Here is a 15,195-nt window from a genome sequence, read left to right as displayed (position 1 = left end):
CGTACCCATTCCGACATTGCGATCGCATTTGCATACTTCCACCCACTTTCTCAGCCGCACATCGAGCCCCGACCGGGGACAATCCCCCAGGAGCCTCCGATACACGTTTCGGGAGAGGTGGTCCTGAGATTTGGCTTCCTCGAAGGATCTGCTTTAGTGCATGCCGCCAAAGCAATTTACGATCCTCAAACAGCTGTTCATCCTGAGCCATTTGGAGCAAACGGCTCAACAGCGAAGCGACTTGCCCTGGTCATGAATGAGCTGGAGCTCTGCCGTTATACGGGTTGTCCCGACTTGGCGACTGCCGCTGGGAACGCCATGTCGAATGACAACCAGGTGACCGTGATAGTCGTAAAAAGAGGAGTGCGTGGTGTCACTGTCTACGAGCGCAATGTCGAGCCTATCACCGTTCCCGCGTATTACTCATCTCAGGTGTTCAAAATCGGAACTGGAGATGTCTTCAGCGCTGTGTTTGCGCATCATTGGGGCGAAGCGGGCACTTCCGCACCTGAAGCAGCGGACCTCGCGTCCCGATCGGTCTCCGCTTACTGTGAGACAATGACCCTTCCGGTGCCAACTGAATCCCTCAAAAGCCGCGAGCCCGTAACAGGGCAGGCACCAAGCCGGATTATCCTGCATGGCTCAACATCGACAATCGGAAGGCGGTATACGCTTGAGGAGGCGCGCTTCCGTCTGAAAGAGCTTGGTATCGATGCGCTCTCACCTCAGCTCGATGAGATCCCAGAACCACTCTCCAAAAATTTACCTTCACTTGTAGTAGCCGATGGATTGAGCACAACGGAAATTCGGCGGCTCTGTGAAACGAAGCCTTATAGAGGTATTATTGTATTAGACGAAGAGCGCCGACCTGATGTCGCTGAGCTATCAAGTTTGGGGGTCACTATTATTTCCGACTTCGCCTCGTCTTTGTACCGATCTGCCTGGCCTCGTGCATTTTGCCGAAGCTAAATGGTTGCAGCGACGCGTGAACTGTGAGACTTCTGATTTACTACTCTGGGGGGAGTAATTGCGTATGTCGGACGTCTACATAGTATATTCACGAGAAGATGTCCGGCAGGCTGAGAGGTTAGTTCAAACTCTTTCAACGCGATGGGATGTTTGGTGGGACGATAAAATCGTTGGCGACTTCTCGACCGTGATCGAGCGTGAAATCCAGAATACAAAATGTATTGTTCCGCTCTGGTCCCCGACGGCGAAGGACAAGAGCAATGTAAAGGACGAGCTTCGCTTAGCAGAACAATATAATATTCCGATTATTCCCGCTAGGATCATTCCGACAAATGCACCGTACGGCTTTAATGGGTACAGTGCGGTTGATCTTCTGGGCTGGACCGGAGAAGGTGATCATCCTGGCATCCAGCACCTGATGCGGAAGATTTCGACTGTTGTCCCGCCGAGGACAGCACCGACCCGTCCATCAGCGATCGCAGGGGATAGGGTCCCCCTCCCGAGTTTATTCCTTTCCGTGTCGTCACACGAGACACAACTCGTTCCTCTTGAAGCTCTGAAGGCACTGCGTCTCTTTGGGACATCGACGATCCTCGTCTCCGCTTACGACCTGTTTCCACCCCGTCGCCCGCGAGGTATCCAGCAGGAACTGAAGCGTATTCGCGCCCAGGGCGGGTTCGTCCTCGTCGACTCTGGGAATTATGAAGCGACGCGACGCGACGACGACGGATGGAAGCCCGAGGATTTCGAATTGGCGTTGCAGGGGATCCCACACGATTGGGTATATTGCTTTGATGAGATGACCCCGTCGAGGGACCGAAAGCGCGCGGTCGGGCAAGTCATCGCTGCCGTCGAAAGAGACAGGAAGTTCACCAAAGCCCCCGTGCTTCCAATCGTTCATGCCCCAGCCACTCCCTCGAAAGGGTACGACCTTACAATTCTTCCCGCAGTGGTACGGGATGTAGCCGACCAGCTCCAGCCGCCGATGATCGCACTGGCAGAGCGGGAGTTGGGCCGGGGGTTGATTCAGCGCGCGCGGACCATGAGACGCGTCCGAAACGAGCTTGATCGGCTATCCTTTTATCAACCGATTCATCTCCTGGGCACCGGAAATCCATGGAGTATTGCGGTCCTGACAGCAGCAGGGGCCGACAGCTTCGATGGATTAGAATGGTGCCGGGTTGCCGTCGACCGGCAGCAACACAGATTAAATCACTACCAACATTTCGATTTTTTTGCGTACCAAGCGCAGATGGCGGCTTCGCCAATAACTGTTTCTGCGCTTTCCGACGACAATATCGACTACGCTGGTAAAGTCGCATTTCATAATCTCGACTACTATCAAGAACTCACCCACGATTTGCAGGCTGCCGCTTCAACAAATCGATTAGAAGCATTCGCAGTCGGCCTTTTGGGTCAATCCAATTCAAAGCAACTTAGGGATCAGATGCCGGACTTGTTCAAATGAAACATGATGCTGCCAGGCTGGAACATGCCGTTGCCGCAATATGCCCCGATATTGAGGAACGGGCCAAGCGCTCCCAGAGTGCGCTTGACGAGCGGAATCTTTGGTGGGAGCTCTCATGCTGCCTGCTCAGCAGTCAGGTACCGTATGGGCTTGCCGTGGCGACCGCCGATGCTTTGGATAAAAGGCAGCTTCTCCTCAACGCATCGGCACCCCGCGCCGAACTCGTCGATGAAATCCTCGGGGTCCTCCGTCAGCCGGTACTAGTGAACGGCAGCTTTCGAAATTACCGCTTTCCCGGATCGAAATCGATGCAATTGGCCTCTGCGCGCGCGTCGGTCTCCCATGAGAGTGGGGACTTGTGCTCACTCATGCATGCTTTCGCAAATGCGCCATCCGCTCGCTCATGGCTTGTGTCCAACGTAGCAGGAATCGGGCCAAAGCAGGCGAGTATGTTCCTGCGCAACGCAGGAATCAGCTACGATCTCGCGGTCCTGGATCGTCACGTATTGAACTATATGGCCGCAATCGGGCTCTACACAGGTGCCGAGCGGGCCATCTCGACGCTTTCACACTATCGCACGCAAGAAGATAAGCTGATTTCACATGCAAACAGGCTTGGCTTTGCAGTGGGTCTTCTGGATTGGGCGATCTGGATAGTCATGCGGGTTGCGGGTTCTCGAGATACGGAGCGCGCGTTAGCATGAGCATTGTCCCTCTCGTTTCCGGTGGACTCGATTCCACGCTTGTCGCCTACCTCGCTAAAGAGGAAGGGATCCAGCAGTTCCCACTTTTTGTCGACTATGGGCAACGATCCCGTGATCGAGAGCTCGCCGCCTGCAGGTCAGCGATGGCCAAATTGCAGCTGCCAGATTTGAAAGTGGCCGACTTGTCCGGCTATGGCCGCCTTATCAAATCCGGGTTGACGGACCCAAACCAGCGCGTGCTGGAGGATGCCTTCACCCCTGGTCGAAATCTCCTCTTTCTGCTTGTAGCAGCAGCCTATGCCTTTCAGCGCGACGCTGATGCCATATCGATCGGGCTGCTCCATGAGGAAACAAGTCTTTTTCCTGATCAGACATCGGCCTTCTTGCGGGAGGCGGAGGCAATGATCGCACGCAGCATGGGCCGGGAGATAAGGGTGCTTGCGCCGCTGTCCTCCTTCCACAAGCAGGAGGTTATCGAGCTCGCGACGTTGAAAGGTATCGAAGGCACCTATTCGTGCCATCTGGGCGATGAAACACCTTGTGGAGCGTGCATCGCATGTAACGAATTCAAGCTCGAAGGGGTCTGATATGGGTGGTGGGAGCAGCGGGAGCTGGAGCAGGTTGGGCGACATTCGGTCCCTGGAGGAGAAGGCCAAAGCGGCACTTCAGGGGGGAAAACGAAATGTCTTTATCAGTTTCGCAACAGAAGATATGAACGAGGTTAATCTTCTGCGCGCGCATGCAAAGAACGAGAACAGTGATATCGAGTTCAACGATCACTCCGTTCGCGAGCCCTATGACAGCGAGCGCGCGGAATACATCAAACAAAAGATTAGCGAGCGGATATCGCGTTCATCGGTTTGTGTCGTCTACATTTCCGACAATACCGCGCAAAGCCGGTGGGTGACCTGGGAGGTAGAGACCAGCCTCGCTCTTGGAAAAAAGGTGGTAGCTGTTCATCCCAAAGGTGGCGCTCCACGGCAAAATCCATCTTGGGTGGCGAAGCACGGCGTGAAGGTAGTCCAATGGAATAAACTAGCTGCAGAACTGAAGTAGCCTGATCGCGACCACATTTCCGGAGATCCGTCGATATGGAGCCTGAAAACTTTCCCGCATTGTATCGGTCCGCGGATGGCTCCGCCGCAGATGCTCAGCGTACGTATCTATGGCTTATCCGTTTGCAATATGTCCTCCTCACGATTGCGGCGACGATATCCATATGGTTCGGCAACTCTCCGGATCTATACATTGTTTACGCGCTGGTTTTGGCAGCATCGACGGTGCTACTACTTTACATGGCGGTTCAAAAGCCCGAAAAAGAGTGGTATGGTTGCCGTGCGCTAGCAGAGTCTATCAAGACATCCACTTGGCGCTACATGATGCGTGCGGAGCCGTTCGAGGACGCACCAAAACTGTCGGAGGTAGCCGAAAAGTTTTCGGGTTTCCTCAAGGCCATTCTAGACGCCAATAGCCACATACGCGATTCTATCAGTCGTCGGCCCGTAACAGGCGGTCAGATCACCAACGATATGAACCGAGTACGCGCTCTGCCGCTGGAGGACCGTATTCAAAAATACATCACAGACCGGATCACAGATCAACGTGAATGGTATGTCGCAAAAGTTAAGTGGAACAGGAGACGATTTCGTCTTTGGATCGGAATCTGCGTCGTTGTTCAAGGCGCCGCTATTGGCTTAGCGCTTCTTCGAATTCGCCATGATCCATCGTGGATGATTTGGCCGACAGAACCTTTACTTGTCATCGCCTCTTCCGCCATAGGATGGATACAACTGAAGAAGTTCAATGAGCTTGCTTCGGCGTACAGCCTCACCGCCCACGAAATTGGCATCCTTGAGACCCGCGTCGCGACGATCGACTCTGAGGTGAAATTTTCTGCGTTCGTGAATGAAGCCGAACGAGCGTTCTCTCGTGAACATACCCAGTGGGTTGCCCGCCAGATCGAGAATGTGCCCTGATCTGATTAATACACCAACCAATCAGCGAGCAAGTCGGTCGCGGAATGTGTACGGCGCCTACGATCGCTGAAGTATTTCAGTCTACAAAATGCTGGACAACAATGAACGATGTAAAAAGGGAAGACAGGGGAGAGAAAGCCGCGAAAGGCGACCAGGCGCCGTTGGCGGTTCTCGTCCGCGGCGCCGAGAAGACATTCGATAATGCGGAGCGCCTTTTTTTCGAGGCGGAGCTTCTGGCGAAAGCTGGCGCGGTGGCGCGTGCCCTTTGCCTTCACCAGATCTCTCTCGAGGAGTGTTCGAAGGTCAACAACCTCGGCGCCTGGGCGGTCAGCCTGGTTCTTGGGTTCGAAGTCGATCAGAAGAAGGTGCTCGCCGCCTTCGGGCGTCACGCGGCCAAGAATAAATCGAATGCATACATGCTGAAGGGTTCGGAGGCCGAAACCGATGCGAAGGCCCGTGGCGACTGGGAGGCTGCCATGGAGGCGTTCAGGCAGACCCAGGACGAGTTTCACGAGACGTCGAACCGCGCCAAGAATGCCTCCCTTTACGTGGACTGGGTTGATGGTGAGTTCACCGCGCCAAGCGAGCGCATCACCAAAGAGATGCTGGCCGAGATCACCGAGCGCAACGCCGAGTTTCTCGGCTATGCACAAAGCGGGCTGAAGATGCTCGAGCGGCTGGAGACGTCGCCGGATGCAATGAAGGGCCTGCTCACGCCTTTCGTCGAACAGGCCGAAAAACTCCGCGAAGAGAAGCCGGACGATTTGATGGGCGCAATGGAGACATTGCTGTCGGGCTTTCTCGAAGAGGGCAAGCAGAAGCTGAAAGGTTAGGCTTCGCATCGAACGACCCTCCTCTTCGAACGGGGGCCGCTCTCGACAGATGGGCAGGTCGGGAGGGCAGGCATCTAGCCAATCTTGAAAACTGTCAGAAAACCGCGTATATTTCTGACAGGAGATTTGCGATGCAGCGCTTGACTGAACAGATTCTTGAGCATGCGACGCGGCTGTCGGAGGGCACGCCCGTTGCAGCTAAGAGCTTGCTTCACCTTGGCAATCGCGCCGCGGTGGATCAGGCCCTGTCGCGCCTGGCCGAGCGGGGGCAACTGATCCGGGCCGGACGCGGAGTCTACCTCCTGCCGGTTACGAGCCGGTTTGGGACCAGGGCGCCGTCGGTGGAACAGGCCGTCGAGGCGCTCGCCGCCCAGCGCGGCGAGGTTATCGTCTCGAGCGGTGCTGCTGCCGCCAATAGCCTCGGGCTGACCACGCAGGTGCCGGTCCGGTCCGTCTATCTGACGTCGGGGCGCACCCGGAAAATGAGCCTTGGCAAGCAGACCGTCGAGCTTCGCCACGCACCTCGCTGGCAGCTCGCCATGCCGCATCGGCCAGCGGGTCAGGCCGTGCGAGCACTCGCCTGGTTGGGGCCGGAGAAGGCCGAGGCGGCCCTCAAGACCCTGAAACGGAAGCTGCCGCCCGCCGCCTTCAGCGAGCTGGTGGCGGCGGCACCGCAGCTTCCGACCTGGCTCGCGCAAAGCGTGGGAAAGGTCGCGCATGGCTGACGCCTTCCTGCTCCTTCCGGCCGAGGATCGCCGGGAGGCCTTGAGCGTCGCGGCCGACCGTTCAGGCCGACCAGCACACCTTCTGGAGAAGGACGCGTGGGTGGTGTGGGCGCTGGCGACGCTCTACGGCTCGCCGCTTGGAGAACATCTCGTCTTCAAGGGCGGCACGTCGCTCTCAAAGGCCTATCAGGTCATCCGACGCTTCTCCGAGGATGTCGATCTGACTTACGACATCCGTGCGCTCGCCCCCGACCTCGTTGGAGACAATGGCGAGGCGCTACCCAGGACGCGAAGCGAGGAAAAGCGCTGGACCAGCGCAGTGCGCGAGCGCCTGCCGCAATGGGTGACCGGAGCCGTTCAGCCGGTCATCGCCGAAGCCCTGGCGAGGGGCCACCTGTCTGCGGCGATCCGGGTCGATGGCGATAAGCTCTTCATCGACTATGAGGCGACGACGGCAGGGTCCGGCTACGTTGCCCCTAGCGTCATGCTCGAATTCGGCGCCCGCTCGACGGGTGAACCTGCGACCCCGCGCGATGTCACCTGCGACGCGGCCGGGCTGGTGGATGGAGTGGTCTTTCCAACGGCTCGACCGAGGGTCATGCATGCCGAGCGGACGTTCTGGGAGAAGGCGACCGCGATCCACGTCTTTTGCCTTCAGGAGCGGCTGCGCGGTGATCGTTTCGCGCGTCACTGGCATGACGTGGTGCGTCTCGATGAAGCCGGCTTCGCGGCGGCGGCCTTCGCTGATCGCGAACTGGCCAACGCCGTGGCACGTCACAAGGCGATGTTTTTCGCCGAGAAGGCCGCCGACCGATCTCCGATCGATTACGCCTCAGCCGTGAACGGCGGTTTGCAACTCGTGCCGGCCGGCGACGGCGCGAAGGCTCTCGCAGAAGATTACGCGCGGATGATCGACGATGGGCTCCTTCTCGATGAAGCCGAGCCTTTCGAGACGCTCATGGAGCGCTGCGCAGACATCACCGCGCGAGCCAATAGCGCGGCAGGATAACAAAAAGCGAGCTGGGGCGGCGATGTACATTTCCGAAATCTATGCGAGTGGCTTCCGGTGCTTCGACCCGACCGCCCCGTTGCTGCTAAAGCTCTCGTCCGGCCTCAACATTCTCGTCGGGCCAAACGACGCCGGCAAGAGCGCGATTATCGATGCTGCCCGCTACGTCCTTTGGACACGCGGCGACGACTATATCCGTCCGGACGAACACGACTTCCATGTTGGTGCAGACGGCACGCGCGGATGCGACTTCATCGTTCGCTGCACCTTCGACGATCTCAGTGCTGACGAAGAGGCCCGGTTTCTTGAATGGTGCGCCAACGAAAAGGGAAAGCTTCGCCTGCACGTTTGCATGCGCGGCTCCCGGCGCGTCTCGCCAGGTGGCGGCAGCATTATTTCCAGCCAGCATCGCGCCGGCGCGGAAGGCGAAGGTCTGCCGCTCGACGGGGAACTGCGCGAGTATCTGAAGGCCACCTATCTCAAACCGTTGCGCGACGCCGAGCGCGAGATGCGTGCGGGCCGACGGTCACGCCTGTCGCGAATCCTCGGCGCGATGCCCACGATGGGGCCGCAAAGCAAACCCGCCGCGCAGGGTAGCGATGCAACGCTCCATGACACGCTGACGGCGGCTGATGTGGCCGTCCGAAACAACGCCGCGGTTGGCGGCGTCGCCAGCAGCGTCAACACGGATTTCCTCGACAAGCTGTCATTCGTGGACGACCGCCTCGTCGCGACGCTGGATCTCGGCGCTGGCGGTTCGTTCGATCAGATTCTTGAGCGGTTCGAACTCTACCTGAATGCCAAGGCGGGCACCGAGCGCATCCAGCGCGGCCTGGGCTACAACAACCTGCTATTCATGGCGGCCGAGCTGTTGTTGCTCCAGTCCCATCCCGATCAGGTGCCATTTCTGCTGATCGAGGAGCCCGAGGCCCATCTACATCCGCAACACCAGACGCTCTTCATGGAAGTGCTGGCGGCCCGTGCTGCCAAGCCGGACCCCGACAAGGGCGAGACCCATCAGCAGGTCCAGGTGCTACTCACCACCCATAGCCCTCAGCTCGCTGCCGGCGCCGAGCTTGAGACCATGACGATGATCGTCGGTCACCGCGCCTTTCCGCTGGGAGCGGCCCATACCCGGCTTGAAGTGGACGATTATGAGTTCCTTCGTCGGTTCCTCGACGCGACCAAGGCCAACCTGTTCTTCGCCCGTGCGCTGATTGTCGTCGAGGGCGACGGTGAGCACCTGTTGCTGCCGGCAATCGCCGAGAAGCTCGACCGTCCGCTCAGCCGTCACGGCGTGTCGATCGTCAATGTCGGCCACCGTGGTCTGTTCCGCTACAGCCGGATTCTGCAGCGTAAGGCCGGGAACGCGATCCCGGTGCCCGTGGCGCTGATCCCCGACAGGGACATCCCGCCGCCCGAAGCGAAAGACCTCGTCGGCGACCGTAAGACCGAGAACGAGTTGACTCAGGACGAGATCGCAGCGCGGCTGAAGACGCTGCGGCGCGACGTCGGAGATCCCGTCGACGCTTTCATCGCCGATAGCTGGACACTTGAATTCGATCTCGCGCTTCGGCCCGAGCTTGCCGAGAGCGTTCACCAAGCCGTCCAACTCGCCAAGACCAGCAGCCGTAAGCCCGAGTGGCTCGCGAAGATCGTGAAGAAGGCCAGTGAAACCTACGCGGGCTGGAAAGAGGCTGGACACTCTGCGACCGAGATCGCCGTCAAGATCTACCAGCCCGTCCATGACAAGGAAGCCTCCAAGGCCGAGGTCGCCGAACAACTCGCCGCCATCCTGCGCAAGCGCGCGGATACACCGGAGCAGATGCGCGACTGGCTTCCTCCTTATCTGGTGCGCGCGATCGACTACGTGACGGGTGGTTATCTTCCCGGCGCGCCAGCGACTGCTCCTGAGCCGGATGCTGAAGATGAAGAGATCGGGGCCGCCGGGATTGAAGGCGCGGCGGCGGTGGAGGGGTAACATCATGTTCGAGATCCTGCCGCTCACACCCGAACTGCTTGCTGAACTTGGCGCCGAGCTGGGCGGTTGCGATTTTACTGACCCGAGCCAGGCCGACTTTCTGGCGAAGGCCACCCCATGTGACGTCCAGGCTGCGCCCGGCAATGGTAAGACGACGCTGCTGGCGGCGAAGCTCGCGCTGCTTTCGCGTAACTGGTTGACCCGCAGGCGAGGCGTCTGCGTGATCTCACATACCAATGCCGCACGGACGGAGGTCGAAGACCTGATCGCCCGCCACCCGACCGCAGCACGGCTAACGGCTTATCCTCATTTTACCGGCACGGTCACGGCCTTCATCAACCAATATCTTGCCTTGCCCTATCTTCGGGGCCTGGGTTGGAGCGTGCGGCAAATTGACGACGATGCCTTCGCGGCCGAGGCGCTGCGACGTTATCCAAACTGGGGTGTACTCGACAGTCTCGCCAAGAATCCGAAACTCAAGCTGAAGCGAGGGCTTGAGGATTGGATAGCTAACCTGGTTCTCGATCCCGCCTTCACCGACGCTGCGATATCCCCTTCATCGTTAGCGGTGCGCCGGCGTAAGGGGCAGCACGGCGTCGACACGCCTTGCGGGAAAGCATTGGCCCAGCTCAAGGCTTCGATGGTCAAGAGCGGGCTCTATCGATACGCTGACATGACCGCGCTCGCGTGGCGTGCGCTCCGTGAAAACCCGGCTCTTGCCGAGCGGCTTCGCGATCGCTTCCCGCTCGTCATTCTTGATGAGGCACAGGACACCCATGGCGAACAACTTCGGTTGCTGGAGCATGTCTTCAAGCAAGACGGGGCGGCGTTCCAACGCCTCGGGGACAGCAATCAAACGCTCTATGAGGACGATGGAACGGCGCCAGCCTATTGGACACCGGGGCCCGGTTGTATCCCTCTCGACACGAGCCGCAGGTTCGGTGGGGAGATCGCCGGTTTTGCAAGCCGGCTGACGGCGCGCCAGGCTCAGACGATTGTGGGCTTGGGCATACGGCCCGCGTCGCGGGTGATGTTTCTGTTCGACGAGGGTACGATCGGCGGGGTTCTGGAAGCCTTCGCCGAAGAAGCGCGCGCGCTGTGGGGCGACGATTGCAGTAGGCGCGACGTCTGGGCGGTCGCATCGCGTCATAATCTGCCCGCCAAGAAGGGAGCGTGGCAGCCGAAGAGTCTCGTCGACTATCATCCGGCATATCGCAGCGAGGGTGGTTCTCGCGGGAAGGCCAACCTCCTTTGCCGGCAGCTTCGGAAGGCTGCGGTACACCATGCCGCAGCACGCCCTCCCGCTGAGGTTGGCGAGATGCTCGCGGTCGGCATTTCCGGTTTGGCGCGCGCCCATGGGTGGAAAGCGGCAAATGAACGTCCGATTACCGCGCATAATGTGTGGGCGGCACTATCGCGTCGCGACCTCGCGTTGCCGCGCGCTGTACGGCGAGTTTTACGGGACTATGTGCTTGCCGGCGATGCCGTGTGGGATCAGGGAGCATGGCAAGCGTTCACGGAACTATTGCTGCCTCTCTTCGCCCCGCATCCTGACGGTGCTGAGGACGATATCGCCGCATTTTGTGGGTTCGTCGCCGAGCAAAAGGCCGACCTTACCGACCCTGAACGCCGCTCCACGAAGCAGGTGCGGTTCGACGAGCTCACACTGCGGCTGGGATCGATCCACTCGGTCAAGGGAAAGAGTGTGGACGGAATTCTCGTCGTCGAGAGCGAGGTATGGAAAGGCAGCAGCGCAGGCGAGCAGTGCATCGATCTTACCACAGTGCTTCCCCGTGCATTCGGCGTTACCGACCAGCCATTTACGGGGGTGGGACTCACCGCCGCGACCAACGTCTTCGTGGGTGTGACTCGACCGCGGGAATTGCTTGGCCTGGCGTTGCGCAAATCTGAAGCAACGGCGCTGATGGGGCCTGCCACGGATCAAGGGTGGAAACTCGTCGACCTTGTAGCCCAGGCTACGGAGTTGAAGGAATGAGCGGGCTCGTGTCGACCTCGGGGCTGGGAACGTCGACCAAGCTGATTGGTTTGACGAAGCATACGAAACACGGTCACGTACCAAACCCGGTCTCTCCGCATTTCGTGGCGCCGCCGGCCCAGTCGAGTCTATCTTTCAACCCGATGGCGTTGGCGGCCGCGATCGCGAGGACTGCAACGACCTGGGATGATGCGCCCGTCGCCTTGCTCGACGGGTTGCAGCAAAGTGCTCTGATCGAACTGCAGACGCTGCTCCAGGATGGATCGGCGTTTGCGCTCGAATCTCATTTCAAATTTCTCGCGGATACTGCCGGGTCTCAATTTGCGGCCAAGGTCGGCGCTGGCATTGCCCACCTCTACATGGACGCTCTCGGCTACGCATGGCGAGCGAACGCGGCGTGCCTGTCGTCGTCGCTCGATCCCCATGCGGATTTCATCTACGAAGGCGGCAACGCGTCCGGCCACGGTGTTGTGCTTGCCGAGGCGCACGGCTCGTTCGCCAAAGATGCGAGCGCAGCGAAAATAGCGAACTCGGCGAAGAAAAAGTACATCAAGCAGGTAAAGCCCTTTGTCGCGAAGCCGTCGCCGTTCGGAAAGGTAATCCACGGCTATTCGATTGCATTCGGGTCAAAGCCGACGACAGCCGGGAGCTTCCTGGCCGTATCGGAGACGCGGATCTCCAAGCCGCGAAAACGGACCGCATCCACGGATGTCGTTCATGCTGACGAGGCACCCGAAGCTACGCCTGCGTCGATGGCGTTGGCGACTCATCGGTCTAACTTTCTGCTGATGGGCGCGCCGGATGTGACAAATTGGATCGACTGGCTCCGTTTTCCGGATTCCGCTCCTCCGGAGCGAACCGATGTTCCGCTTCTTCGATTTGACTATGCCGGTCGAACCTATCTGGCGGCGACGCCGTGGCTTTCGCGACCAGAAGGCCCTCCATGGTGGATCGATGATTTCTTCGATCACCACGGTTGGTGGCGATTTGCACAGCGCACACGGTTTTCGCGACCAGGTCATCCTCGTTCTGATTTCGGCTCGTTCGCGATCGAGGAGAAGGCGGGGGCTGAATTCCTGAACACACTGAGCAATGCGATCCGCGGCCGAGGCGTGGGGCCGCCAGCGACGATGAGGCTTCCAACCGTCGAACCAACGGGGTTTGCGCTCTCCGCAGGAGATCGCGCTGCCGTGGCCGAGGCCGACGAGCCTTACCACTATGCGCTTTTCCGCGACGGCTTGGCGCTCTTGGGAGAGCCCTTCCGTGGGCGGCCGCGTGACGTAGTTGTCTGGTCGCCGGATGAAGGGATGGCGCTTGGATGACACTGCTGTGGCGGATCGCATCGCAGAGCGTACCGTGATATGAGCTTCGCGACGGTACTTTCTTGGTTCGCAGTGAGAGCTATCCGTGCGGTCGAAAACGGGTCTCAAGAGGCGATCGACCTCGATAGATACCGAAGCCACGCAAAAAAATTTTCAGGGGAATTTCCCTTTAAAATCAACACCGTAAGTTTTTGACGGCCTATGGGTCGGCTTTTGATGCTGCGGACAAGAAAAAACACAGTTAAATCAATGATTTGACTGTGTTATAAGCAATTGAATGGGAATGATTTCATTTTTGGTCTGAAGTAGATTATTGTATAAGCCCGCTTTTGCGGGCTTATTGCATTTTATACGTTAATAAAAATTAAAGTTATTAGTTTCGCTTCCTGAATAACGCTGGGTCGAGTTTATGTCTGTTCAATCGCGCATAAAGGCTACGACGTGGCATTTTCAGTACAATAGCGGCTTGGCCAACATCCCCATTTAATCTCTTAAGTGTTTCGGAAAGTACTTTGGCTTCAAACTCGTCCATTTGTTCGGAAAGCGGCAAGAGGTTTGCATTTTTTGCGTAATCGCTATGCAGACCGAGGACAACTTGCTTTGCAAAGTTACGTAATTCGCGCACATTTCCCGCCCAGTCGTCCGAATTCAATCGGTTTTCAATGGTTGCATCCATTTGTGGACGAGGGCCAAATTGCTTCGCAGCTTCATCAATAAAGTAGGAAAATAATAGTCCTATATCTTTCCTGCGCTCCCTGAGTGGGGGAATTCGTATGCGCACCGTCTCAAGCCGATAGAAAAGATCAGATCTGAACTTTCCTGCCTTAGGCTCAGGACCTATTGATTTGAGAATGAAGAGCTGATTCAGTTTCTCTTGAGGAGACTGAACGATGAGCAATCTTTACTGGCTGAGCGAAGGGCAAATGTCACGCCTTCGGCCCTTTTTTCCCAAGAGCCATGGACGTCGACGCGTTGATGACAGGCGTGTCTTGAGTGGAATTATATTCCTTCTTCGTAATGGGTTACGGTGGTGTGATGCCCCTCGAGAATACGGGCCCTCTAAAACGCTCTATAATCGTTGGAACCGTTGGTGTCACAAGGGGATATTTGCTCAAATACTTGAAGGCCTGTCTTCCAAGTCGTCGGTCGGAAAGACTGTCATGATAGATGCGACCTATTTGAAAGCGCACCGCACGGCCTCAAGCCTACGGCTAAAAAAGGGGATGGTGGACGCCTGATCGGCCGGACAAAAGGTGGCATGAATACCAAGTTGCACGCCGTCACCGACACGCAGGGTCGCCCTATCAGGTTACACGTCACGGCGGGACAAATCAGCGACTACACCGGAGCTGCAGCCTTAATTGAGACGTTACCGAAGGTCGACTGGCTTCTTGCTGATAGAGGCTATGATGCCGACTGGTTCAGAAAACGGTTAAAAGACAAAGAGATAAAGCCATGCATCCCGGGTCGCAAAAACCGTAAGAAGCCTATTAAGTATGACAAACGTCGATACAAGCGACGCAATCGTATCGAAATCATGTTTGGCAGCCTGAAAGACTGGCGAAGAATTGCTACCCGTTATGATCGCTGCCCGATTGTGTTCCGTGCAGCAATAGATCTTGCAGCAGCCGTTATATTCTGGCTCGGAAAGCAATGAGTCCTGAGCCTAAGATGCGTTTCCGTGGGCGTTTCTGGCTTGATGTTCTGACGGTGCTGCCAAATTCGCTTCCCGGTGTCGTGGTGGCTGTCGGCCTTATCCTTGCATGGAACCAGCCATCGCTGCTGATTTCACCTTACAATACGCCGCTGATCCTGCTGCTTGCTTATTGCTGTATTCTGTTGCCGCAGCCGATCCGTTATGCGACAGCGGCATTTCATCAGATTGGTGACAATCTCGAAGCCGCCGCGCGCGTTTGTGGAGCGGGTAGCTTCACGACCTTTCGCCGCATCATGCTGCCGCTGATCGCACCAAGCTTAATTACCGCAATGCTTCTGGTCTTTGCAGTGGCAACGCGCGAACTTGTGGCTTCAATTCTCGTGGCACCCGTTGGCATGCAGACGATCTCAATCTTCATCTGGCGGCAGTTTGAGCAGGGGTCGATTGGGCTTGGCATGGCGATGGCTTTCATCGCAATCCTGCTTACAACGTTGCTGCCGCTGGCGCTGATGGGGCTGCTAAAGCGCACAGGTTTGGTCAAAATCTAATACTGTC

At 57.8% G+C, this 15,195-nt stretch carries 14 protein-coding genes and 1 pseudogene; 14 read left to right on the top strand and 1 reads right to left on the bottom strand.

The genetic code is table 11. The annotated features are described in order from the left end of the window. Positions 1-117 precede the first annotated feature (117 nt). The 12 genes from U2P60_RS06880 (at position 118) to U2P60_RS06825 (ending at position 12,983) form a co-directional block, all read left to right on the top strand. Complete coding sequence (locus tag U2P60_RS06880) at positions 118-969, top strand: PfkB family carbohydrate kinase (protein WP_210251399.1); 852 nt, start codon at positions 118-120, stop codon at positions 967-969. 64 nt (positions 970-1,033) lie between these two features. Beyond that, positions 1,034-2,437: a toll/interleukin-1 receptor domain-containing protein gene (locus U2P60_RS06875; protein ID WP_151690322.1), complete on the top strand. Its 1,404-nt coding sequence runs from the start codon at positions 1,034-1,036 to the stop codon at positions 2,435-2,437. After that, a complete protein-coding gene (locus U2P60_RS06870; RefSeq protein WP_151690321.1) occupies positions 2,434-3,141 on the top strand; it encodes a DNA lyase in 708 nt (235 codons plus the stop codon). Before U2P60_RS06875 ends, U2P60_RS06870 begins: the two co-directional genes overlap by 4 nt. After that, positions 3,138-3,728, top strand: a complete 591-nt coding sequence (locus U2P60_RS06865) for a 7-cyano-7-deazaguanine synthase (RefSeq protein ID WP_151664166.1) — start codon at positions 3,138-3,140, stop codon at positions 3,726-3,728. The genes U2P60_RS06870 and U2P60_RS06865 overlap by 4 nt, the downstream gene beginning before the upstream one ends. A 1-nt stretch (position 3,729) precedes the next feature. Next, positions 3,730-4,197 carry a TIR domain-containing protein gene (locus U2P60_RS06860; RefSeq protein WP_151664165.1) on the top strand — a complete coding sequence of 156 codons (468 nt, stop codon included), beginning with the start codon at positions 3,730-3,732 and terminating at the stop codon, positions 4,195-4,197. Positions 4,198-4,232: 35 nt separating this feature from the next. Continuing rightward, entirely contained in the window at positions 4,233-5,117 is an 885-nt protein-coding gene (locus U2P60_RS06855; protein WP_151690320.1) for a DUF4231 domain-containing protein, read from the top strand. A gap of 101 nt (positions 5,118-5,218) precedes the next feature. After that, a complete protein-coding gene (locus U2P60_RS06850) occupies positions 5,219-5,950 on the top strand; it encodes an AbiV family abortive infection protein (RefSeq protein ID WP_235918391.1) in 732 nt (243 codons plus the stop codon). Between the two features lie 131 nt (positions 5,951-6,081). After that, positions 6,082-6,675, top strand: coding sequence for a DUF6088 family protein (locus U2P60_RS06845; RefSeq protein ID WP_151690319.1), 594 nt, complete (start codon positions 6,082-6,084; stop codon positions 6,673-6,675). Beyond that, the gene (locus U2P60_RS06840) at positions 6,668-7,684 is read left to right on the top strand and encodes a nucleotidyl transferase AbiEii/AbiGii toxin family protein (RefSeq protein ID WP_151690318.1); all 1,017 of its coding nucleotides are present in this window, start codon (positions 6,668-6,670) and stop codon (positions 7,682-7,684) included. Before U2P60_RS06845 ends, U2P60_RS06840 begins: the two co-directional genes overlap by 8 nt. Before the next feature lie 22 nt (positions 7,685-7,706). Further along, positions 7,707-9,665: an ATP-dependent nuclease gene (locus U2P60_RS06835; protein ID WP_192799398.1), complete on the top strand. Its 1,959-nt coding sequence runs from the start codon at positions 7,707-7,709 to the stop codon at positions 9,663-9,665. A 4-nt stretch (positions 9,666-9,669) separates the two neighbouring features. Next, positions 9,670-11,661 carry a UvrD-helicase domain-containing protein gene (locus U2P60_RS06830; protein ID WP_192799397.1) on the top strand — a complete coding sequence of 664 codons (1,992 nt, stop codon included), beginning with the start codon at positions 9,670-9,672 and terminating at the stop codon, positions 11,659-11,661. Next, on the top strand, positions 11,658-12,983 hold the full coding sequence (locus U2P60_RS06825) for a hypothetical protein (RefSeq protein ID WP_151690315.1): 1,326 nt from the start codon (positions 11,658-11,660) through the stop codon (positions 12,981-12,983). The genes U2P60_RS06830 and U2P60_RS06825 overlap by 4 nt, the downstream gene beginning before the upstream one ends. Before the next feature lie 373 nt (positions 12,984-13,356). On the opposite strand, the gene U2P60_RS06820 is transcribed toward U2P60_RS06825, so the two are convergent. After that, positions 13,357-13,881 carry a helix-turn-helix domain-containing protein gene (locus tag U2P60_RS06820; RefSeq protein ID WP_413571926.1) on the bottom strand — a complete coding sequence of 175 codons (525 nt, stop codon included), beginning with the start codon at positions 13,879-13,881 and terminating at the stop codon, positions 13,357-13,359. On the opposite strand from U2P60_RS06820, the gene U2P60_RS06815 reads away from it, so the two are divergent. Together U2P60_RS06815 and U2P60_RS06810 are read left to right on the top strand one after the other, a co-directional pair. After that, a protein-coding gene (locus U2P60_RS06815; protein WP_413571925.1) for an IS5 family transposase occupies positions 13,874-14,640 on the top strand; the annotation gives its coding sequence in 2 pieces (ribosomal slippage) (positions 13,874-14,191 and positions 14,194-14,640; 765 coding nt in all). The genes U2P60_RS06820 and U2P60_RS06815 overlap by 8 nt on opposite strands. A gap of 11 nt (positions 14,641-14,651) precedes the next feature. Further along, positions 14,652-15,188: pseudogene (locus U2P60_RS06810) on the top strand (ABC transporter permease); the annotation flags it as partial. Between the last annotated feature and the right edge of the window lie 7 nt (positions 15,189-15,195).

Origin of the sequence: Brucella sp. H1_1004 (assembly GCF_047308065.1) — a bacterium.
In the GTDB taxonomy this organism is placed as follows: domain Bacteria; phylum Pseudomonadota; class Alphaproteobacteria; order Rhizobiales; family Rhizobiaceae; genus Brucella; species Brucella pseudogrignonensis_B.
Note: the sequence above shows the minus strand (reverse complement) of the source record. Positions and strands in the feature narration are given on the sequence as shown.